Source organism: Planococcus sp. SE5232, from assembly GCF_050686535.1.
GTDB lineage: Bacteria > Bacillota > Bacilli > Bacillales_A > Planococcaceae > Planococcus.
The window spans coordinates 409,148-430,456 of record NZ_JBOGCP010000003.1; the positions used below are offsets into that span (position 1 = coordinate 409,148).

General features: G+C 48.9%; 15 protein-coding genes and 2 riboswitches. Of the genes, 3 read left to right on the forward strand and 12 right to left on the reverse strand.

Features of this window, described 5'->3' with window-relative positions:
* Nucleotides 1-141 precede the first annotated feature (141 nt).
* On the forward strand, nucleotides 142-1,278 hold the full coding sequence (gene msrB, locus ACRC6Q_RS13160) for a peptide-methionine (R)-S-oxide reductase MsrB (protein WP_431466761.1): 1,137 nt from the start codon (nucleotides 142-144) through the stop codon (nucleotides 1,276-1,278).
* 883 nt (nucleotides 1,279-2,161) lie between these two features.
* Here the strand turns inward: msrB and metH are convergent.
* From metH to ACRC6Q_RS13175, 3 genes are all read right to left on the reverse strand, one after another.
* Entirely contained in the window at nucleotides 2,162-5,599 is a 3,438-nt protein-coding gene (gene metH, locus ACRC6Q_RS13165; protein WP_431466762.1) for a methionine synthase, read from the reverse strand.
* Nucleotides 5,580-7,439: a bifunctional homocysteine S-methyltransferase/methylenetetrahydrofolate reductase gene (locus ACRC6Q_RS13170; protein WP_431466763.1), complete on the reverse strand. Its 1,860-nt coding sequence runs from the start codon at nucleotides 7,437-7,439 to the stop codon at nucleotides 5,580-5,582. The genes metH and ACRC6Q_RS13170 overlap by 20 nt, the downstream gene beginning before the upstream one ends.
* Nucleotides 7,440-7,511: 72 nt before the next feature.
* A riboswitch (SAM riboswitch) is annotated at nucleotides 7,512-7,616 on the reverse strand.
* A 265-nt stretch (nucleotides 7,617-7,881) separates the two neighbouring features.
* Nucleotides 7,882-8,631 (reverse strand): DUF6920 family protein, encoded by a 750-nt coding sequence (locus tag ACRC6Q_RS13175; RefSeq protein ID WP_431466764.1) that lies wholly within the window; start codon nucleotides 8,629-8,631, stop codon nucleotides 7,882-7,884.
* A gap of 140 nt (nucleotides 8,632-8,771) precedes the next feature.
* Here ACRC6Q_RS13175 and ACRC6Q_RS13180 point away from each other — a divergent pair, with 140 nt between their 5' ends.
* Together ACRC6Q_RS13180 and ACRC6Q_RS13185 are read left to right on the forward strand one after the other, a co-directional pair.
* Nucleotides 8,772-9,317, forward strand: a complete 546-nt coding sequence (locus ACRC6Q_RS13180) for a PadR family transcriptional regulator (protein ID WP_431466765.1) — start codon at nucleotides 8,772-8,774, stop codon at nucleotides 9,315-9,317.
* Nucleotides 9,318-9,329: 12 nt separating this feature from the next.
* Nucleotides 9,330-9,806 (forward strand): DUF4188 domain-containing protein, encoded by a 477-nt coding sequence (locus ACRC6Q_RS13185; RefSeq protein WP_431466766.1) that lies wholly within the window; start codon nucleotides 9,330-9,332, stop codon nucleotides 9,804-9,806.
* 383 nt (nucleotides 9,807-10,189) lie between these two features.
* Here ACRC6Q_RS13185 and ACRC6Q_RS13190 read toward each other — a convergent pair whose 3' ends face one another.
* The 9 genes from ACRC6Q_RS13190 to ACRC6Q_RS13230 all read right to left on the reverse strand — a co-directional run bounded on the left by ACRC6Q_RS13190 (nucleotide 10,190) and on the right by ACRC6Q_RS13230 (nucleotide 20,633).
* Entirely contained in the window at nucleotides 10,190-10,777 is a 588-nt protein-coding gene (locus ACRC6Q_RS13190; RefSeq protein ID WP_431466767.1) for a hypothetical protein, read from the reverse strand.
* Between the two features lie 89 nt (nucleotides 10,778-10,866).
* Nucleotides 10,867-12,069 carry an MFS transporter gene (locus ACRC6Q_RS13195; RefSeq protein WP_431466768.1) on the reverse strand — a complete coding sequence of 401 codons (1,203 nt, stop codon included), beginning with the start codon at nucleotides 12,067-12,069 and terminating at the stop codon, nucleotides 10,867-10,869.
* Between the two features lie 207 nt (nucleotides 12,070-12,276).
* Nucleotides 12,277-13,506 carry a threonine synthase gene (locus tag ACRC6Q_RS13200; protein ID WP_431466769.1) on the reverse strand — a complete coding sequence of 410 codons (1,230 nt, stop codon included), beginning with the start codon at nucleotides 13,504-13,506 and terminating at the stop codon, nucleotides 12,277-12,279.
* A gap of 84 nt (nucleotides 13,507-13,590) precedes the next feature.
* Nucleotides 13,591-15,306 (reverse strand): assimilatory sulfite reductase (NADPH) hemoprotein subunit, encoded by a 1,716-nt coding sequence (gene cysI, locus ACRC6Q_RS13205; RefSeq protein ID WP_223634992.1) that lies wholly within the window; start codon nucleotides 15,304-15,306, stop codon nucleotides 13,591-13,593.
* Between the two features lie 32 nt (nucleotides 15,307-15,338).
* On the reverse strand, nucleotides 15,339-17,180 hold the full coding sequence (locus ACRC6Q_RS13210; protein ID WP_431466770.1) for an assimilatory sulfite reductase (NADPH) flavoprotein subunit: 1,842 nt from the start codon (nucleotides 17,178-17,180) through the stop codon (nucleotides 15,339-15,341).
* A gap of 279 nt (nucleotides 17,181-17,459) precedes the next feature.
* Nucleotides 17,460-18,269: a uroporphyrinogen-III synthase gene (locus ACRC6Q_RS13215; RefSeq protein WP_431466771.1), complete on the reverse strand. Its 810-nt coding sequence runs from the start codon at nucleotides 18,267-18,269 to the stop codon at nucleotides 17,460-17,462.
* Nucleotides 18,270-18,291: 22 nt separating this feature from the next.
* Nucleotides 18,292-19,044, reverse strand: a complete 753-nt coding sequence (locus ACRC6Q_RS13220; RefSeq protein WP_431466772.1) for a sirohydrochlorin chelatase — start codon at nucleotides 19,042-19,044, stop codon at nucleotides 18,292-18,294.
* A 12-nt stretch (nucleotides 19,045-19,056) separates the two neighbouring features.
* Nucleotides 19,057-19,833 (reverse strand): uroporphyrinogen-III C-methyltransferase, encoded by a 777-nt coding sequence (gene cobA, locus ACRC6Q_RS13225; protein ID WP_223634980.1) that lies wholly within the window; start codon nucleotides 19,831-19,833, stop codon nucleotides 19,057-19,059.
* Between the two features lie 86 nt (nucleotides 19,834-19,919).
* Nucleotides 19,920-20,633 carry a phosphoadenylyl-sulfate reductase gene (locus ACRC6Q_RS13230; protein WP_223634978.1) on the reverse strand — a complete coding sequence of 238 codons (714 nt, stop codon included), beginning with the start codon at nucleotides 20,631-20,633 and terminating at the stop codon, nucleotides 19,920-19,922.
* 490 nt (nucleotides 20,634-21,123) lie between these two features.
* Nucleotides 21,124-21,240: riboswitch (SAM riboswitch) on the reverse strand.
* Between the last annotated feature and the right edge of the window lie 69 nt (nucleotides 21,241-21,309).

Here is a 21,309-nt window from a genome sequence, read left to right on the forward strand (position 1 = left end):
GGAAAGACAACGCTTCCACCGAATGTTTTTCTGCAAACCTATACACCAACTTCGCGCAAAACTTAAGCTGCCCTTGCCGCCGATAGATCAGACCCACCAGCATTGCGAACCTACTCAATGACGAAAGGCAGGAGCTCTCCTATGAAAAGAATTTCGTTTTTAAGTTTTGTGATTTTATTGCTGCTGGTGCTTGCAGCCTGTTCATCCGGCAACGGGTATAATTCAGGCAGTGCCGCCACCGGCGAAGCAGCAGATACAAGCACGTCCAAGTTCCCGGATAATCCGAACACCGACCTCGAGTTCGATACCGACCAACTGGAGGATATCTGGTTGGCGGGCGGCTGTTTCTGGGGAGTCGAAGCCTATATGGCCCGGGTCTTCGGTGTCTATGATGTGACATCCGGCTACGCCAATGGCAATACCGAAAATCCGACCTACGAAGAAGTCATCCGTGAAAATACCGGACACGCCGAAACCGTCCATGTCCGCTACGATCCGGAACGCGTAGAGCTGGAGAAGCTGCTCGGCCATTACTTCATGATCATCGATCCGACGCTCCTGAACCAACAGGGCAATGACCGCGGCGAACAATACCGCACCGGCATCTATTATGAAAATGAAGCCGACCGGGCTGTCATCGACAACGTCGTGGCCGCTGAAAAAGAGCGTTACGACGATCCGATCGTCACTGAAGTCGAAGCGCTGGAGCATTATTACCTGGCAGAAGAATATCACCAGGATTACCTCGAAAAAAATCCGGACGGCTACTGCCATGTGGAGTTTGACACGCTGGAAGGCCAAGATATAGAGGAAGGCGCCCAACTGATCGACCCGGCACTTTATCCGAAACCGAGCGACGAAGAACTGAAAGCAAAGTTGACGGACATTCAATATGAAGTGACCCAGGAAGATGCGACCGAACCCGCTTTCTCCAATGAATACGACGGCTTTTACGAGCCGGGCATCTACGTGGACATCACAACCGGAGAACCGCTTTTCTCTTCTGCGGATAAATATGATTCCGAAACAGGATGGCCAAGCTTCACCAAGCCGATCGATCCAGCTGTCGTGACCGAGCACGATGACGGACTGCTGTTCATGAAACGGACTGAAATCCGCAGCCGTGCCGGCGACAGCCACCTCGGACATGTCTTCAACGACGGTCCCGCGGATAAAGGCGGACTGCGCTATTGCATGAACAGTGCAGCCCTGCTGTTTATCACGGAAGCGGAAATGGAAGCAGAAGGTTATGGCTTTTTGCTGGATAAAGTGAATTGATTTATCATGCCGAAAAGGCAGTCAGCTGACTGCCTTTTTTTCATACGATTAAAAGCAAAAGCGGGAAATCAATGATTTCCCGCTGTTTTTGTTGTTGAGCAGCTAGTGACGCACCGGTTTTTCGAGGTGCTTTGGATAAAATTGCATAAAAGAGCTCTTTGTCGGGTCGGCAGATGCATTTTTTCTGCTGCAGATACCCGGATTTTTTATTTATGGGCGTTCAGATGGATTTGTGGTCGTTCGTAGAGATTTGTGGTCGTTCAAACGGATTTACAGTCGCTCAGACGGATTTACAGTCGTTCAAATGAATTTGCAGTCGTTCAGCCTAAACTCTCATGAAAAAACATGCACATGAACATGAATCCAAAAGCGAGCGGCGAGCTTCTCGAAATCAATGCTTGGGAGAAGTTTCTTCACAATAAGCAAAGGCGGGAAATCAACGATTTCCCGCTTTTGCTTATTTTTTTGTTTTCTTATTATCGGGGCTAAACGGCTGCCTTCGCTTTTCGCTATTGTCCAGCTACAGCGCCCAGCTCTTTGGGTCATAAGCCAACCCAGCGCCGTGGCAAAGAGCGCCACTCTGCTTGTCTGTCTTATGCCTGTCGGAGCTCAGCGGCCGCTTCCGCTTTTCTTGTTGTCCAGCTCCAACGGCCAACTCCTCGGGTCATAAGCCACTCTGGCTGTGCGGCTGAAAACACGCCGCTTCGCCAGATCGTCTTATGCCTGTCGGAGCTCAGCGGCTGCTTCCGCTTTTCTTGTTGTCCAGACTCCGGCAGCCAGCCCCTCGGGTCGCTTCAGCCTTTCCTGCAATGGCAAAGAACGCCATTACCGGCAAGGCTTCCAGCGCTTGTCCGGGCTTAGCGGCTGCCTCCGCTTTTCCTCATTAATCCACAATAAAATATCGCGCATCCGGGTGGGCGAAAACCATTGCCGATACTGATGCTTCCGGATCCATCATGTATTCTTCTGTCAGATGGACGCCGATGTCTTCCGGCTTGATGAGATTGAATAGTTTTGCCTGATCCTCGAGGTTCGGACAAGCCGGGTAGCCGAAGGAGAAGCGCTGCCCTTGGTATTTCGCTGCAAAACGATCGCGCATCGAGAAATCCGTTGCGTCCGGGAAGCCCCATTGGTCGCGGATTTCCTGGTGGATGCGTTCGGCAAAGCCTTCAGCCAATTCCAACGCTGTCGCTTGGAGGGCATGGCTTTCCAGGAATTTTCCTTGTTCTTTTAAACGCGTCGCTTCGTCGCGGACACCGAATCCTGCAGTCACCTGCATAAAGGCTACGTAATCCATTTCTCCGCTGTTCACCGATTTCAGGTAATCGGACAGGCACAAGAATGGCGGAGCCGATTGGCGTGGGAACGTGAAGCGCTCGATTTCCGTTTTGGCATCTTTTGGATCATAGATGACGACATCGTCGCCGTCGCTTTGAGCCGGGAAAAACTGATAAAGGCCGGATGGCTTCAACAACCCGGAACTCAGGAAGTTGGTGGCCATTTCATGCAGCTGCACAGCACGCGGATCGCCCTGCGCCAAGGTTTTATCGCTATAGCCTTTCAGCCCAAGGTGATGGCCGATCAAGGTGCGCATATTGACATATGGATACAGATGCGCCACCGAATAATCCTTCAGCACATGGCGCCGTAAGTCATTTGGTACAAAGACAGGTACATCTTCGCGAACCGTCTTGACCGGCTTCTCGGCAACTGCCACAGCCGGTTTGGCTGCGCGCACCGCTTCAGAAGCCTGGCGTTTTTCCTGTTGGGCATCCAATTCCAGCAAGAGCTCGGCTTTGCCTGCACCGCTTTGCAGGCGGTTGGCCAGGTCCAGCCCTTGCATGGCGTCTTTAGCGTAAATAACCGGTCCGTCGTATTCCGCTGAAATCTTGGTTTCCGTAAAGCGTCGTGACAACGCCGCGCCTCCTACCAGAATCGGCACATCAATGCCCGCTTCCTTGAAATCCTGCGCGGTGATGACCATCTGCTTCGCTGACTTGACCAGCAAGCCTGACAAGCCAATCATATCCGGCTTTTCTTTCCGGATGACTTCGATCAATGTCGCCGGCGACACTTTTATGCCGACATCGATTACTTTAAAGCCGTTATTGCTCAAGATGATCTCAACCAGGTTTTTGCCGATGTCATGGACATCGCCTTTCACCGTAGCCAGTACGATCTTCCCTTTTCCGGAGTCGTCTTCTTTCTTCTCCATGAATTGTTCGAGGAATGAAACCGCCGCTTTCATGACGCCGGCACTTTGCAGCACTTCGGCGACAATCAATTGGTTGTCGTTGAACAACCGGCCAACTTCGGCCATTCCTTTCATCAAGGGTCCATTGATGACATCCAGCGGTTCATCATACATTTCCAGCGCCTTTTCCAAATCCGGAATCAGGCCTTCTTTTGTTCCTTCTATAATATAATAAGCCAAACGGTCAGGTACCGTTTTCGGGATGTCGTCTTCAGTCTTCTCTTTTTTCTTGTCGCGGTAGAAAGCCGTAAAATCAGCCAAAGTTTGGTCTGTCGTCGTAAACAGCAATTCATTGGCCATATCGATCTCCTGTTTTGGAATCGATGCATAGCGCTCCAGTTTTTCCGTGTTGACGATGGCGTAATCCAAGCCTGCCTGCGTGCAATGGTATAGATAGACCGCATTCAACACTTCACGACCCACCGGCGGCAAACCGAATGATACGTTGCTGACACCCAGGATGGTTAAAGCGCGCGGCATTTTTTCTTTGATTAGGCGGATTCCTTCGATGGTTTCCACAGCCGATCCGATATACTGCTGATCTCCTGTACCGACCGGGAATACCAGCGGATCGAAAATGATATCTTCCGGTGCCAGCCCCCATTTATTGACCAATAAATCATACGAACGTTGGGCAATTTCCAGTTTCCGCTCACGCGTAACCGCCATGCCCGGCTCATCGATTGTTCCGACGACAACTGCTGCGCCGTATTTTTTCACAAGCGGCATCACCGCATCAAAACGCTCTTCCCCATCTTCGAGGTTGATCGAGTTGATGATGGCTTTCCCTTGCGAATATTTCAGCGCCACTTCGATGACTTCTTCATCAGTGGAGTCGATGACCAGCGGCACTTTGACTTTTTTGACGACTTCTTTCATGAAGTTGGTCATGTCTTCCACTTCGTCGCGGTCCGGGTTTGCCAGACAGATATCGATGACGTGCGCACCATTCTTCACTTGTGCACGGGCGATTTCAGATGCCTCTTCAAACTGGCCATCAATGATCAGCCGTTTAAATTTGCGGGAACCGATGACGTTCGTCCGCTCTCCGATGAAAAGGGGACGCATGGTCTCATCGTATTGCAAGGCTTCAATGCCCGACACGACATGGCCATGATCGACAGGATCCGGTTTTCTTGGTGCCAGGCCTTCCATGGCTTCACGGACTGCCTTGATATGTGCAGGCGTTGTTCCGCAACAGCCGCCCACTACATTCAACCAGCCTTTATCGGCAAAGCCCCGCAGTTTTTTCGCAAGGGATTCCGGCGTTTCGTGGTAATGCCCGTCTTCGTCCGGCAGACCCGCGTTCGGGTAACAACTGACGTAGCCGTCCGACAGCTCGGACAGCGAACGGATATGGTCCGTCATGAATTCCGGTCCGGTGGCACAATTCAAGCCGACCGATAACGGTTTAACGTGTTCAATCGAGATATAAAACGCTTCGATGCTTTGGCCCGCAAGTGTCGTGCCCATCGGTTCGATGGTTCCCGACACCATGATCGGCAATTCGATTCCGGTTTCTTCAAAGGCTTGTTTGATGCCGATCGTCGCTGCTTTGACATTCAGCATGTCCTGGCTCGTCTCTAAAAGGATCAAGTCCGCTCCGCCTTCAATCAATGCCTTGGCTTGCACATAAAAGTTTTCCAGCATTTCATCGAATGTGGCACCGCCAGTCACCGACAATGTTTTCGTCGTCGGCCCAATAGCACCGGCCACAAAACGCGGCCATTCCGGCGTTGAAAAAGCAGCAGCCGCTTTTTTGGCAATTTCCACTCCGAGCCGGTTGATTTCTGCTGCCTGGTTGCCGATCCCATACTCATCCAACACGATCGGCGTTCCACCGAACGTATTGGTGCAAAGAATATCAGCTCCCGCTTCCAGATAAGCTGTATGAATTTCTTCAATAACTTCCGGACGGACAATATTCAAATATTCGTTGCAGCCGTCGAATTCATCGCCACCAAAATCTTCAGCGGAAAGATCCGCGTTTTGGATCATCGTTCCCATAGCTCCGTCGATGATCAATATTCTTTTTTCCAGTTGTTGTTCAATAAGATGTTTGGACATGGCTGGCATCGCTCTCTTTCTGTTGATCTAGTTGTCTGATATAACGAATCAATTCCACGGTCATGTCGTAACGGACAAACGGCGTGATCAGGTAGATGCCATGGAATAGCTCCGCCGCCGTATCGATCAATTCTTTCGCAATCTGGATGCCTTCCGCAGTAGCGCGGTCTTTATCTTCCCCGCAGGCGCGCATGCGTTCCAGTGCATCATCCGATAGTTTGATGCCCGGCACTTCATTGTGCAGGAATTCGGCACTGCGGATGCTGGTCAACGGCATCACCCCGATAAAGATCGGAGTCTCCAGATGTTTGGTCGCTTCGTGGATTTCTACGATTTTCTCTTTTGTATAGACTGGCTGCGAAATGAAATAATCCGCACCGCTTTCAATTTTCTTATCAAGTCTTGCCACTGCCCGGTCCAGTACGCGGACATTCGGATTGAATGCCGCCGCTACCGAAAAGTTGGCTTTTTTCCGCAACGGCTTACCGGAAAATGAAATGCCTTCATTGAGCTTTTTGATCAGCTGGATCAATTCCATGCTCGACACGTCATAGACGCTGGTCGCTCCCGGAAAATCACCGACTTTGGTCGGATCTCCCGTCACGGCGAGTATATCATGGATTCCGAGCGCATCGAGCCCCATCAAATGCGATTGCAGACCGATCAGGTTGCGGTCGCGGCAGGTGATGTGGGCAAGTGCCCGAATATCCTGCTTATGCTTGAGGATCGATCCCATCGCCATATTGCTGATGCGCGGCGATGCCAGTGAATTGTCCGCCATCGTTATGGCGTCCACTCCGGCATCGTTCAAAGCGGCAGAGCCCTCCAGGAATTTGGTGGTATCCAAATGGCGCGGTGTATCCAATTCCACGATGATGGTCCGTTCCGTTTTGGCTTTTTCATGGAGTGGTTTAACTTCCAGTGCTTCCGCTTCACGGATGACAATCGGTTTTCTTTCAGTGACTTCCTTATGGACGATCGGCGGCAAATTACCAAGATGCTTTTTCACCGCTTCGATATGCTTCGGCGTCGTGCCGCAGCAGCCGCCGATCAATCGGACACCTTCTTCTCTCAATAACAAAGCAGCGCGTCCGAAATAATCCGCTTCCGATTCATAGACGATCCGTCCATCTTCCACATCCAGCAGGCTGGCATTCGGATAAGCAGACAGGAACGCTTTTTCAGGCAAGGTGACTTCATCAAAAGCCTGAATGGTATGGTGCGGCCCAAGACGGCAGTTGACGCCGACAATATCGGCTCCGAGCGTCTCCAATTGATGCAGTGCGTCATTCAAGGACATGCCGTTTTGCAGAATTCCCGGATCGTGCATGGAAACTTGTGCAATCAGCGGTGTATCAGTGATTCCTTTCAGGTGCTTGACCGTTTCCGCGAGTTCTTCGAAATCGTAATAAGTTTCCAGCAATAAGCCATCAGGATTTCCGGCAAGCAAATGGCTTGCCTGTTGATCGACCATCGCAATGATTTCCTGCAATGTGGCATCGCTTTTGCGGATTCCGCGGATGCCCCCGATAGTCCCGAATACAAATTGGCCGCCGGGTGCTGCCGCACGTTTGGCGATGTCGATTGCCGCTCTATTGATATCCGCGACCTGTTCTTCCAGACCGTAGCGCGCAAGCTTGGCTGCGTTCGCTCCGTACGTGTTGGTCTGGATGATGTCCGCTCCGGCTTTAATGTAATCCTGGTGAATCTTCTCGATCACTTCCGGCCGCTGCAAATTCAATTCCTCGTTGCAATACTCGATGCCGTACGAATACAGCAAGGTTCCCATGGCTCCATCAGCCGTCAAAATCCTGGTCTTTAATTCGTCTAATAACCCCATCCTCTTCAACCTCCTATATATACAAAAAAAGCCTTCATGAAAAAGAAGGCTTTACGATATCAAACTCGTTCCTTTTCATCTGCCAGACAATGACTTGCCTGCTGGATTTAGCACCTGACCTTTCGGCTGGTTGCTGAAGTTTCATCGGGCCAGTCCCTCAACTTCTCTTGATAAGAATTCACTATTCTGTTTTAAGTATTCTAGATATGGTACCTGTATCTGATGGGCAGGTCAAGGCGATCTGTCAAAAAACAATGAAATTTCTGTGATTTTTTTCACAATCCTTAAATAAATCGAAAAAAACAGCTTCCCGCACCTTTTTCTCCTAAAAAAAGGCTTCAAAATTCCGGGCTGGATCTGTATAAAAAAGGAAAATTTCCACGTTCTTTGCGTTCACCTAGAATATGTTTTCATATTCATTTCGAATTTCTCACTGATGGATTCAAGGATTGAACTGGAAATCGTGCGCCTGAAATTTATACCAGGTGAACGTTCCTTCTGCCAGCTCCCAGCTGATCTCCATGTCCACCGGCACCTTCAATGCACCCACCTGTTTGTGTTCGTTGATGGTCCCTGTGCACAGCAACGGACGCGCATCTTCTCCATTTTCTTTATAGCGCCAGGCCTCCACTTTCAGCAGCTCGTAATGCTCATCGAAGAAGTAAGTGGCGGAACCGGTCAGACCGCCATAATTCATGGTTGCCGTTGCGCAATACGCATCCACTTCCTGCCAGGAAATGAACGGACTGAGCGCAGCGGACGGATACCAAGACAGCTCCATCAAGTAGCGCTGCAAAGCCGATTCATTCGTCTTTTCGTTGTCGACTGATCTGGAAATTGGCAGAATCCCGGCAAGTTTGATGCGCATATCCGCCTTGCCTTCCTGAAAGCTGTCTTTGCCCGTCACGACCAGGCCTTTCCCCATTTTCATCTTCACGGACCAACGAAAAGCAGGTGGATCCGTGAAGCTGATTTGTTCCGCTTTGGAGGCGGTCCATTTTTTCTGTTCGGGTTTCAATTTCATCATTCCCGATTGTTTGAGCTTTACGGAATCGATTTTTTCATGGCCGACCGCCCCAATTGCTGTAAGCCAATTCTGCACGGCCAATGGAAGTGATCCAGTCATTTCCGCTGTAAGTTTGTCCCGAGCCGCAAAGCCGGCTTCTATTTTCTGCGTTCCTTTTCCCTTCATTACGACCACCCCTTTTACTTGCTATACCTGTTCTTTTAACAAATAAATCTTATTGATGATAATTTATAGACAAACAAACGAAAAAAGAGTATTTTTATATCAATTAGATATGTATCAAAAAGATAGTTGGAGGTGGGTGGATGCCAAAAGAAAACCATACTCAATATGCCATACTGGGACTCTTGACCACGGAATGCCGCACGGGTTATTCGATTAAACAAATGATTGATACCAGCTTGACTCACTTTTGGAAAATCAGTTATGGACAAATTTATCCCACGTTGAAATTGTTGGTGGAAAAAGGTTATGCGTCCGTCGAAGATCAGGCCCAGGATGGCAAGCCCGATAAAAAGGAATACACAATCACCGCTGAAGGCGAATACGTTCTTAAAGAATGGATTCAACAGCCTATTCAGCAGCTCCCGACTGAAAAGAATGAATTGCTGCTGAAGCTTTTTTTCAGCCGGAATCTGGATGTTCAAGACACACTCGACCATTTGGATGCTTATCGCGATAAGCTTACTGACCGCTACAACACTTATCTCGGGATCCAAGAAATGATCAGCACACAGATGACCGGTCAGCCCGATGCTCCTTTTTGGCTGATCACTTTGGACTATGGATTGCGGACGACACAAGCTGCTATTGACTGGTGCGAAGAAACAAAAAGAACATTACGTTCTTGAGGAGGAAAAATAGTGAGCGCAAACGTTTTTCCCGGAAGATTCACTGCTGAAAGCCACGAGGGAATCGTTGTCTTTGTCATCGGAATGCGAATCAACAAATGGAGAGCTGTGCATAAATGGCTTCCCGTTATGGCAGCCATGCCCCCAATGATCAAAGAGCTGGCCATCCACAAAGAACTGGGCTGCCTGTCTTCTGAAAGTTTTTTCAAACCGCCGCTCACTTTTATGGTTCAATATTGGCAGTCAGAAGAAGAGTTGAATGCCTATTCAAAAGGACAAAAACATCTGTCTGCCTGGAAAACTTTCAACCAAAAAGCAAGAAACAATGATGCTGTCGGCATCTATCATGAAACCTATCTCATCTCCCCTGGCCAATCAGAATCGATTTACGTCAATATGCCTGAATTCGGTTTAGCGAAAGCCCTTGGCAAAAAAGACATCACTCCAGCCAATTCCTCCGCCCGTAAACGGCTGAACAAGCAAGAATAACCATCGTTATTTCCTGTACTCACTACCAGCAAAAGATGGAGCTTGCGGCTTCAATCAAAAAGAGAAGCTCGCTAATTAGATTTTAAAAAAAGTAGTCTTTACAAACCTTGTAAACCCTTCAATTAAGGATCCGGAGCGCAAGGCGGCGACTCCTGCGGGAACAGCGAAGTGCCGAAATCCACTCGGGCGCTAGTCCGAGTTAGTTCGGCGCGAGCCCGCGGAAAGCGTCCGCCTGGAGCGCAGGATCCAGTAGATGAGTATTCATTCTTTAATTGACCTAAGTATTCTTTCATCTAAAAAAACCTGTCAGGAAGGATTCTTCCTGACAGGTTTTCAACTTAAATATACCAGCCCAACTTCAAATTTCATGAAGCTCCTTCACATCAAAAAAGACCCTGCAATTCCTTTACTGGGCGCACATCAGGCTGGCCATTGTAGCTGACGAATTCGATTTCCCCGATGCGCATGCCTGCATTGTATTCTCCGATGATGGTATCCAGCAGAATAAAAGAGGCAGAGATGAACTCATCTTCGTTTTCTTCTGTAAAGCCTTTTATGTACAGGATTAAGTTAACTTCATCGCTATTGCTTTCTTTTTCGAATGTACAGAAGATATCATCCCATGCCAGTTCAATATCGCCATATTCAATGGAAACCTCTTCGTCCTGTTTTTGCCGAAAGGCGATGATGTCAAAAGAATCGAGCTCAGGTGCCTGTCCGACTAAATCGATGACATCGTCAAAGGCCTCCACCATGCCATCCGCACTGATGACGAATTCCCGCTTCCCATCCACCAGAATCTCACTGAGTTCAAAAGCCAAATGCCGGTTAACCTTCTGCAACTTCTTTTCCAATTGGCTGAAAAGTTTCCCTCGTCCAGAATCACCCAATTCAAAGAAGGCTTCTTTATTGTCTGCAAACCATTCCCAGAAAGCTGCTACCTTATTTTTTCTCTTCGGCAACCAATTCATTCCGCTATCCCCTTTGCATCCAGCAATTATATTAGTTCTATCATAATCATAATTATCAAAAAATGATAGTACTTTTTATCCACAAAAACCTACTTTTCGCTTCTTCCCGCTGTTTCATATAGGCTGAATTTCACCATGGAGACTATGCCTAATGCAGGACCAATACTCAGCAAAATAAATACCCATTCCCACCCGATCAAGCTTTGCACAACAGGAATCAAGTTGATCGAAAAAATTGTAATCAAAAATCCGATGCACATCTGGAACGTCAAAGCTGTCCCCAGGTAAGGCGTCTCCGCAAATTCCGTCACCGCTGCTGAAAACTGAGCCGAATCGGAAATCACGAACATTCCCCAAATGACTGCCACGAGAAGGGTCAACCAGAAGGCCTGCCCGAACGTAAAGCCGATGATGATGGAGCAGCTGCCACTGATCAGTAAAGAAAGAATGGTCAGACGCGACCTTCCTAAACTGTCTGCGGCCATCCCGCCCAAAACACAGCCGACTGCTCCGGCAATTCCAATTGACACAAACGAGGCTAACGAAATAATTTCCGGGCTGACCTGGGAAGAGCTGCTGGCGAAACTGGCCGCAAGAAATACAGGGAGCCACGTCCACATCGCATACAATTCCCACATATGGCCGAAATACCCGTAATTCGCCAGCATGACCGGTTTATTGAGCAGCACTTGTTTTATTAGTTTAAAAGAAAAAATTGTCTTTTGCGATGAAGTTGGTGCGTCTTTTACCACCCAGTTCATAATGCCTGCTGCAGCCAGCGCCAGCAGAGAGCTGACGACGATGACCAGCTTCCAGTCCACAGAAGAAAAAAGAAGACTGATGAAATGGGGCAAGGACGAGCCCAAAGTCAGTGCTGCGATCAAAATCCCAAGCGCCAGTCCTCTTTTTGAGGGGAACCATTGAGAAAGCAATTTGACAGCTGTCGGATAAACGCCAGCAAGCGTCACTCCGGTCATTATCCTCAAGGCAATTCCGATCATGGCACTGTCTGCAACGATCAACAGGCCATTGATCAGCGCACCCGCTAATGCGGAAAGCGCAAACACTCTTCGGGCATTAAAGCGATCTGCTATCCCGAAAGAAACACTGATCAATGTACCGATGATAAAGCCGGCCGGAACCGATGCCGATAACCACGCCTCTGTCAGTACGGTGAGATTCCAAAGCTCCCTCAACTCCGCCCCTGTGACGCTCGCACTGAACCATAGACTCAATGCGAAAAGTTCTGCTATGGCAATCCACATTAAAGCCGTCCATTTCCCCTTGCCCATCATCATTCTCCTTCCGCAAACTAAAACAGTCCTTCTTTTCTCCTAATCATAGAATAGTAAAAGAAAATATGATAGCTGTTAAAGAAAACAGCATCCCACCTACGAAAATCGCCTTCTGCAAAAAAAAACCTTTCATCAGTTGAATGTTCTGATGAAAGGCTTGGAAATTATGATTTTCGCTCTATTGTATGCTATACCGATTAATCCTCAGCTTTTAGCTATCGCCTCTTTTGTAATCGATTCTCCTATTTCCAAAGTCGGCACATCAATGTTCACTGTATCCGGGTATTTGATGCCTGCTCCGGTATTCAACGCGACAACCGTTTCGCCGTCTTTGATCCAGCTCTGTTTTCGCAACTCACGGATTGCCACAAAAACCGCCGCACCTTCCGGACAAATGAAGGACCCTTCCAGGCGAGCAATTTTTGCCTGTTCGGCAAGCATGGCTTGATCATCTACTGCAATGGCACAGCCTTTTGTCTTATAGATGGCATCCAATACCAGAAAATCGCCCAGCGCTTTTGGCACGTTGATTCCAAAAGCCTGCGTGCTGGAATTTGTCCAGAATTCGGACTCGTTCTTCTTTTCTTCCCAGGCTTTCACAATCGGCGCACAACCTGTTGCTTGAACGGCTACAAGGCGCGGCAAATCACCTTTGACCCCCCCTAATTTCTTAAGTTCATTGAGGGCTTTATAGATGCCGATCAAGCCGACACCGCCGCCTGTCGGATAAAGGATGACGTCCGGCATTTCCCAGTCCATCTGCTCAGCGATTTCCAATCCCATCGTTTTCTTGCCTTCAATCCGGTAAGGTTCCTTTAAAGTCGAGGCATCGTAAAAGCCAAAATCCTTTACAGCCTGCCCGACGATTTTCCCGGCATCGCTGATCAAGCCGTTAACCAGGTAGAGATTAGCACCCGACAATGCCACTTCGTTGCGGGTGATTTTCGGTGCATCCTGCGGCATGACGATGGTCGATCGGATGCCGGCTTTCGCGCCGTAAAGCGCCCAGGCAGCACCCGCGTTGCCGTTTGTCGGCATCGCGAACTCCTTGACGCCGACTTCTTTAGCTTTCGAAATTCCCACTGCCGCTCCCCTGGCTTTGAATGTGCCGGTTGGAATCAGCCCTTCATCTTTCATATAGAGGCTTTCTACATCCATATCCTTGCCAAGGGTCGGCATCGCGATCAAAGGCGTCATGCCTTCGCCTTGTGATACGACGTTCGCTTCGTCTTCCACTGGCAGCATTTCATGATATCTCCATAAGGTCGGTTTCCTTTTCAACAACTCTTCCGGACTCAAAGCGGCTTTCAATTCATCCCAATGGTAATCCACCAGTAACGGCGAACCGCATGTACATAATTGATGCTGCTGTTCTGTATCGTATGTAGCCTCGCATTTTGGGCAGTAAAGATGGGAAACGTAACTGTACTTCAAATTGAACACTCCTCTCCCGTTGATTTTCCTGACAACAATAGCCCGGAAATCACCCCCGGGCTATTGAATGGATCTTATTTGATTTTAGCTATGGAAATTGAGGCCAGATGTAACCGGCGCCACATAACCGGCACGGATGACGAAATCACCGAAATGTTCGTTTTCCGCGCGCTCTTTGGCGAATTGGAAGAAAATCGGCTTGAGTGTCGCTAAAATCTCTTCTTCTCCGATATTCTCGCGGTACATTTTGTTCAGGCGGTCGCCTGCAAAGCCCGCACCCAAATACATATTGTATTTGCCAGGTGCTTTGCCGATAAAACCGATTTCCCCAAGTGCAGGGCGTGAACAGCTATTCGGGCAGCCCGACATGCGGATGATGATTTCCTCATCACGCAGACCAGCTTCGTCCAGCGTATCTTCGATTTTGCTGATCAGCACCGGCAAGTACCGCTCCGCCTCGGCCATTGCCAAACCACAAGTCGGCAACGCCACACATGCCATCGAGTTCTGGCGCAGCGCTGAATTTTCTTTGCCGTCGGTCAAGCCATATTTCTCAACCAAGGCATCGATTTTCTCTTTATTTGTTGCCGTAACATTGCTGATGATCAAGTTCTGGTTGGCAGTCAGGCGGAATTCCCCCGTGTGGACATGGGCAATTTCGCGAAGTCCTGTCATCAATGGGTAGCCATCAAAATCTTTGACACGGCCGTTCTCGATGAATAACGTCAAATGCCATTTCCCGTCGCTTTCAATCCAGCCATAGCGGTCGCCGTTGCGGTCGAATTGGAACGGTCGCTCTTGTTCAATCTCCCAGCCCAGACGCGTGTTCAGTTCATTTCTGATCCAATCAAGGCCCAGTCTGTCGACAGTGTATTTGAAACGGGCATTTTTCCGGTCCGTCCGGTTGCCGTAGTCACGCTGAATCGTAAGAATTTTTTCACCGACTTCATTGACTTTGTCCGGCGGGCAGAATCCAATGACACGCGCCAATTGCGGATACGTATTCGTGTCGCCATGTGTCATACCCATGCCACCACCGACTGTCACGTTGAAGCCCTGCAGCTTGCCGTCTTTCAAGATGGCAATAAATCCAAGATCCTGCGAATAGATATCGACATCATTGGCAGGCGGAATCGCGAAACCGATTTTGAATTTCCGCGGCAAATAATAGCGCCCGTACATCGGTTCCACTTCTTCTGCTTCATTGCTGTCGACAACTTTTTCTTCGTCCAGCCAAATTTCATGATAAGCTCTTGTTTTTGGTAACAGGTGTTCACTTAACTCACGGGAAATGTCATAAACTTCTCCGTGGACATCCGACTGATATGGATTGGATGTCGACATGACATTCCGGTTAACGTCTCCGCAGGCGGCAATCGTGTCCATCAAAGCATGATTCATTTCCTGGATGGTACTCTTCATATTCCATTTCAGGATGCCATGCATTTGGAACGTCTGGCGTGTCGTCAGCTTCAACGTGCCGTTGCCGTGCGTGTTGGCCAGATTGTCCATCGTCAGCCATTGATGCGGCGTTGCCACACCTGCCGGCAACCGGACGCGGATCATGAATTGGTAAGCAGGTTCAAGCTTCTGCTGCGCACGTTCGTTGCGGATATCCCGGTCATCCTGCATATAGCTGCCGTGGAATTTCAACAGCTTGGTGTCTTCATCCGGAATCGAAGCCGTCAGGCGCTCCGCAAAGCTTTCTTCAATATTGCCCCGTAAATAATTGGTTCTATCTTTAATGACCTCCATTTCACTTGGAGTGCCTTCTATGTCAGTCAACTCTTTAATTTTCATGATAAGCCCCTTTCAATGTTGAGCGGTTCTGCTTAATAAACATCGCGCAAATAACGTTTGTCGCTGCGCATCGAAGTCAGATATTCTTCCGCTTGTTCCGCGCTCATATTGCCTTCCTGCTCCAAAATGGCCGCTAGCGTAGCATGGACATCTTTGGCCATGTATTTTTCATCGCCGCAGATATAGACATTCGCGCCGGCTTCCAGCCATTGATACACTTCCTGGCTTTTTTCCATCAAACGGTGCTGCACATAAATCTTTTCAGCCGTATCACGGGAAAAGGCAACATCCATTTTTGTCAGAACGCCATCCTTCAGCCATCTTTGCCATTCGGTCTGGTAAAGGAAATCGGTGACGAAATGCTGTTCACCGAAGAACAGCCATGCGTCTCCCTGAGCATCCGTTTCTTCGCGTTCTTCCATAAAGGCACGATAAGGGGCGACTCCTGTTCCGGCACCGATCATGATGATCGGCGTTTCCGGATTTTCAGGCAAGCGGAAATTGTTATTGCTTTGGATGAAGACAGGCAAGCTTGCGCCGGCTTCTGAGCGTTCTGCGCATTGTGTCGAGCAGACGCCTGTCCGTTTCCGCCCATTCGCTTCATAACGCAAAGCCCCTACAGTCAGATGCACTTCATCCGGATTTGCTTTGGAACTACTGGCAATCGAATACAGGCGAACCGGTATTTTGCGCAGTATTTTAATGAATTCAGCAGCAGGCGTTTGCCACGGACCGAAATCTTCCGTTAAGTCGATCAGGTCTCTTCCATAGATATAAGCCTGCAGCTGTTCTTTGTTTTCGGGCTCCAATAGATCGGCCAAAGCATTGCCTTCTGCAAAAGCTGCAGCTTTTTCAAGCAAAGGCTTCGATAGGCTCGTGATTTCAAAAGTATTAATCAAAGCGTCGCGTAGAGAGCTTGTATCGCCCTGCTTATTGATGGTGACCGTGTCTTTCGGATTCCATCCTGCTGCAGCGATCAATTGGTCAACCAGTTGATCTTCGTTTTCAGGAACGATCCCCAAACTGTCGCCCGGCTCATATTGCAGGCCCGAGCCTTCCAGATCCAGTTCCAGGTGGCGCGTTTCCTTATTCGAACCACGGCCATTCAAGTTGATATTCTCCAAAACTTCCGCGTTGAACGGATTGCTGCGGGAATAAGCCGGCTGTTCAGCCGGTGCAGTTTGCTGCGTACCCGAAGCAGCCGTTGGAGCGCCCGGACGATCTGTTTCTCTGTCTTTATTCAGGACACTGAAAACACCGTCAAACCATTCTTCTGCCGGTTCTTCAAAGTCCAGATCGGCATCCACGCGTGCGTGGATCCGGTTGGCACCCAATTCCTCCAGGCGCTTATCAAAATCTTTGCCTGTCTGGCAGAAAAACTCATAAGAGCTGTCGCCAAGAGCCAGCACCGAGAAACGGACATCTTCGAGCTTAGGCGCCCGCTTGCTATATAGGAAATCATAGAGGGCAAGGGCATTATCGGGCGGGTGGCCATCCCCATGCGTACTGGTGATGATCAGCAAATCTTCGACTTTCTTCAAGTCTTTCGGTTTAAACTCATCCATTGGCGTAAGCTTCACCTGGTAATCTTTGTCCTGCAATTTTTTCGAAACCTCTTTAGCGACCGATTCACAGTTGCCTGTGTGGGATCCGACCAAGATGGTGATTTCACGGGTAGCGGCAGGTGCGCCGCCTTGCTGGGCGTACCATTCCAATCCCGGTTGTTCCTGTACCGCCACTGTAGCAGCTGACTGGGACCCAGCCAGATAGCCGTTCAGCCAAATTTTCTGATTGTCGGTCAGCATCGGCAATAAGCGATTGATAAGCTCTACCTGTTCCTGATCGAATGGACTGTTCATTGTCTGCAATTGCAAATTGTTTCACCTCGAAATTCGTTTATTTTTTGTAATTAATTCACAATAAGAAGCGTTGTGTTGAAGAAATCGCTACGGGTGTATGCTTTCCGGGGGGCTTGCGCCGAACTAACTCGGGCTGCTGCCCGAGTGGATTTCGGAGCTTCGCTGCTCCCCCAGGAGTCAACCCCCTTCGCTCTTTCTTCTAAGAGTTGTGCAGTTAGAAACAAATATAAGATAAATTGCTGTTTACTTAATTAAGATATGAAGCAAACACTCATCAATCTATGGTGTCTATCTTCACACATGCTGCTGGCGGTAATGATGGTCAATCGCTACAATCATCGCCCCCATCTTTTGGTGTTCAGGCTGCAGCACTTGTTTGATGCCATTGCTTTCGAGTTCCTTGGCGGTGACTTTGCCGACAGCTACTGCCAGCACCTGGTCATTGAAAGCCTTGATCAGCTGCGTGCTTTGAGCTGGGTCAGCGAATATATTCCTGACTTGCGTTTTACTGGTGAAGACAATGGCATCCAGGGACTGTTCGATAATGGATTGCTTCAACTGGTCCACTACGAGAGCGTCTGGTTTTTCGTAGGAATAAGGGCGGGATAAGTAGACGGTATGGCCATTTTCTTCCAATATGCTTTTCAGCTTATCATCGTCCTGGTCATAGGCCTGCAAGAAGATCCGCTGTGGGCTTTTGCCTTTATACTCTTCATCTAACGCTGCTAATAGATTGTCCATTGTTCCATCTTCTGAAACATGGATCGGCTCCAGACCATGTTCTTTGATCCATTTCATCGTTTTGCTGCCGCGAACGGCCAGTTTTGTTTCTTTCAGCTTATCGAGATAACGTGATTGCAGACCGATGTTTTCAGCTGAATCCGTTAATGTTCGTGCTCCGATGCCGGTTGTGAAGATGGTCCAGTCAAAAGATTCGGCTAAAAAATCCGTGATGTTCTGTGCGCTGATGTCTTCGTTTAGCCTCTGCCTTCCCTGAATCGGGAGAATGACAGGAGTGCCGGACTGCTTTTCAATGAGCAGGCTGATTTCTTTTGCGGCACGTACGGCTGCCACACCTATTTTCTTTCCGGCCAATCCATTCATATCCAATCTCTCCTTCCGTCGTTCACCATGCCGGCTGCTGCTCGTTTTGCAGCGCTTCAAGCACACGTTCTGCGAGGGCATCCACCATAGATGGATGATCGCCTAAATATCCACATAAGATAATCTGCTGTTCGTATGACGACAATCCGCTGATTTTCTTCTGCATTGATTTCACCAGAAGTCCGGTGAACCATAAATAAGGGACTACGAAAATCTGTTTGCTGCCCGAATTGATGGAAGCTTGCAATCCTTCATCAAATGACGGGGCAGCTGCGGCCAAATAACAGACGTCTACGTTCGGTACATTTGCTTTCACTGCCAGTTTCGCAGCAATTTCTTCAACCGAACGAGTGATTTCCGAACTTTTCCCGCCTCTTCCGACCAGTAGAATCTTCGCTTCAGGCAAGCGGTGCACGCCCGTTTCCTGTAGACGTTCGGCTAAAATCTCTACGAGCCGGTCCTGCACGCCCAGCGGTTTTCCATACGTAAAGCGGATGTCGGGATAGCGCAATACTGATTTTTTGACTTCATCCGGAATATCTTCGTAATAATGTCCGGCACTCAACAGCAGAACTGGAACGACGGCAATCGCTGTAGCGCCCTGTTCGACTAGACTGTCGATCCCTTCGCCAATATCCGGACTAGCCAACTCCAAAAAGCAGGTTTCATGTAGAGCCACATCAACTTTTAAATGAACCTGCTCCATAAACGCCATCGCTTCCTGGCGCGTTTCCTTTACACGGCTTCCGTGGCTTACATATAATACAGCCTGCATGTCACCATCTCCTTATCCAACATGGGCGGCAAGCTGGAATTGCTGTTCGTCCTGCAGCTGCTCATACCATTGCAATTTGTCTCTCAGGCGGACCACTTCTCCCACAACGATCATCGATGGGTTCTCGAAATCCTTGGCGTTTCGGACAATGTCCTCAAGCGTTCCAGTAACGGTCCGCTGCCGTTCTGTCGTCCCCCATTCAATCAAGGCGATCGGTGTCGTCGGTTTCAATCCATGGCGCATCAAACGGCCGCAGATTTCCGGAAGCTTGCTGACGCCCATATAGATGCACAATGTATCCATACTTTTAACGACATGTTCCCAGTATTCATCCTGATCGACGCCGACTTTGCTGACCCCTGAAATAAAAGCTACGGACGAACTGTAATCGCGGTGGGTGACCGGGATTCCTGCATAGGCTGGCGCCGCGATCCCCGCTGTGATTCCCGGAACAATTTCAAACGGAATATTATGGTCCACCAGTGCTTCCGCTTCTTCTCCACCTCTCCCAAAAACAAAAGGGTCGCCGCCTTTCAGGCGTGTTACGATTTTTCCTTGCAGCGCAAACCGGCACAGCAGCTCGTTGATTTCTTCCTGTTTCAATGAATGGTTATCGGGTTTTTTGCCGCAATAGATCAATTGGGCATGTTCTTTCGCTTCGTCCAGCAATTCCTGGTTTATCAAGCGATCATAAAGGATGACATCGGCCTTCTGAATGGCCTTCAACCCTTTCACTGTAATCAAATCAAGGTCGCCTGGACCTGCACCAACTAAATAAACTTTTTTCATAAGCTTCCTAGACTCCTTTTTTTAACCAGAGAAACGAAGATTCCGCCATTTTCTGATCGTTGATTTCCATCATCCTGCTGGCCACATTATGTATGCAGGCCACATTCAGTTTTCGCAAAACCTTTCCATCTTCCGTCGCGGCTGTCTCCATCCGTTGTCACGGCAAACGAACAGTGCTTGCAGCCGATGCTTGGATAACCTTCGTCGTGCAAAATATTATATTCAAGGCCGTTCAATTGGATATACTGCCAAACATCGTCCCATGTCCAGTGGATCAGCGGGCAAACCTTAACGGATTTGAAGCGGTTGTCTTTATTGATGAAATCCGTTTTGCTGCGGCTTGCCGACTGCTCTCTTCTGAGGCCGGAAATCCAGGCCTGTGCGCCGGAAAGGGTCTGTTCAAGCGGTTTGACTTTGCGGATATCGCAGCATTTATCCGGCTGGCTGTTCCACAGTTCATCGCCGAACTGGCTGGCTTGCTCCTCCAGCGTCAATTCCGGTTTTTTCATGCGGATGTTCAATTTCGGGTAGCGTTTCTTGACCCGCTCAATCAATTCATAGGTTTGGTCGAAGTGGACGTCGGTGTCCAGGAACACCACTTCCGCATCGCTTTTCACCTTGGAAATAAGATCGATCAATACCATGCCCTCCGCTCCGAAGCTGCAGGCATAGACAATATTCTCTCCATAGGAATCATAGGCCCATTCCAGAATATCAGCGGCACCTTTCAGCGTATCGGTCGGTGCCAGGTCCTTAAATGGATCTCCAGTAAATTGCTCGTACGAAACAGCATGGCTCATCCTAACTTCCTCCTTCAAACTTTCATAAAATAAATTAAGCATTCTCAATAAATATTATTGTACTTGGATATTCCGCAAATCAGCTCCGCTTTCCTACGGGCTTGCGCCGAACTAACTCGGGCTAAACGCCCGAGTGGATTTCGACACTTCGCTATCCCGCGGGAGTCTCCACTGTTTTGCTCCATATCTTAATTAGAGATGATAATTTCGACTCTTTATTTTTATGCATATCGCCTAGAAGAAAGAGAGAAAGGCGGCGACTCCTGCGGGAGCAGTGACGGAGCAAAGCGACAGAGCGACACGGGCTGGAGCCACTGGACTGAGCAACGCGAGGGAAGCGGCAGAAGACGTGCCCGCGGAAAGCGTCCGCCTGAAGCGATTTCTTCGAAAGCAAGACAATGAATTTCCCACCAAAAAATATAAATAAAAACCCTCTCTTCCAATAGAACAAGAAGAGAGGGAGCCAATGCGCAATTGCAGCAAGCCTGTCTTCTTATCTTCCAGATCCGTTCGGGACCTGCTGGAATTGGCACATTATCCCCAGTCAAAGACTAAAGCTGTTGCCGAGGCTTCAAAGGGCCAGTCCCTCCACCTCTCATGATAAGAAATACCTTATAAGTTTACTAGGTTTTATGATTTGTCTAAATACTAAAGCAATAAAAGATAACTGTCAATA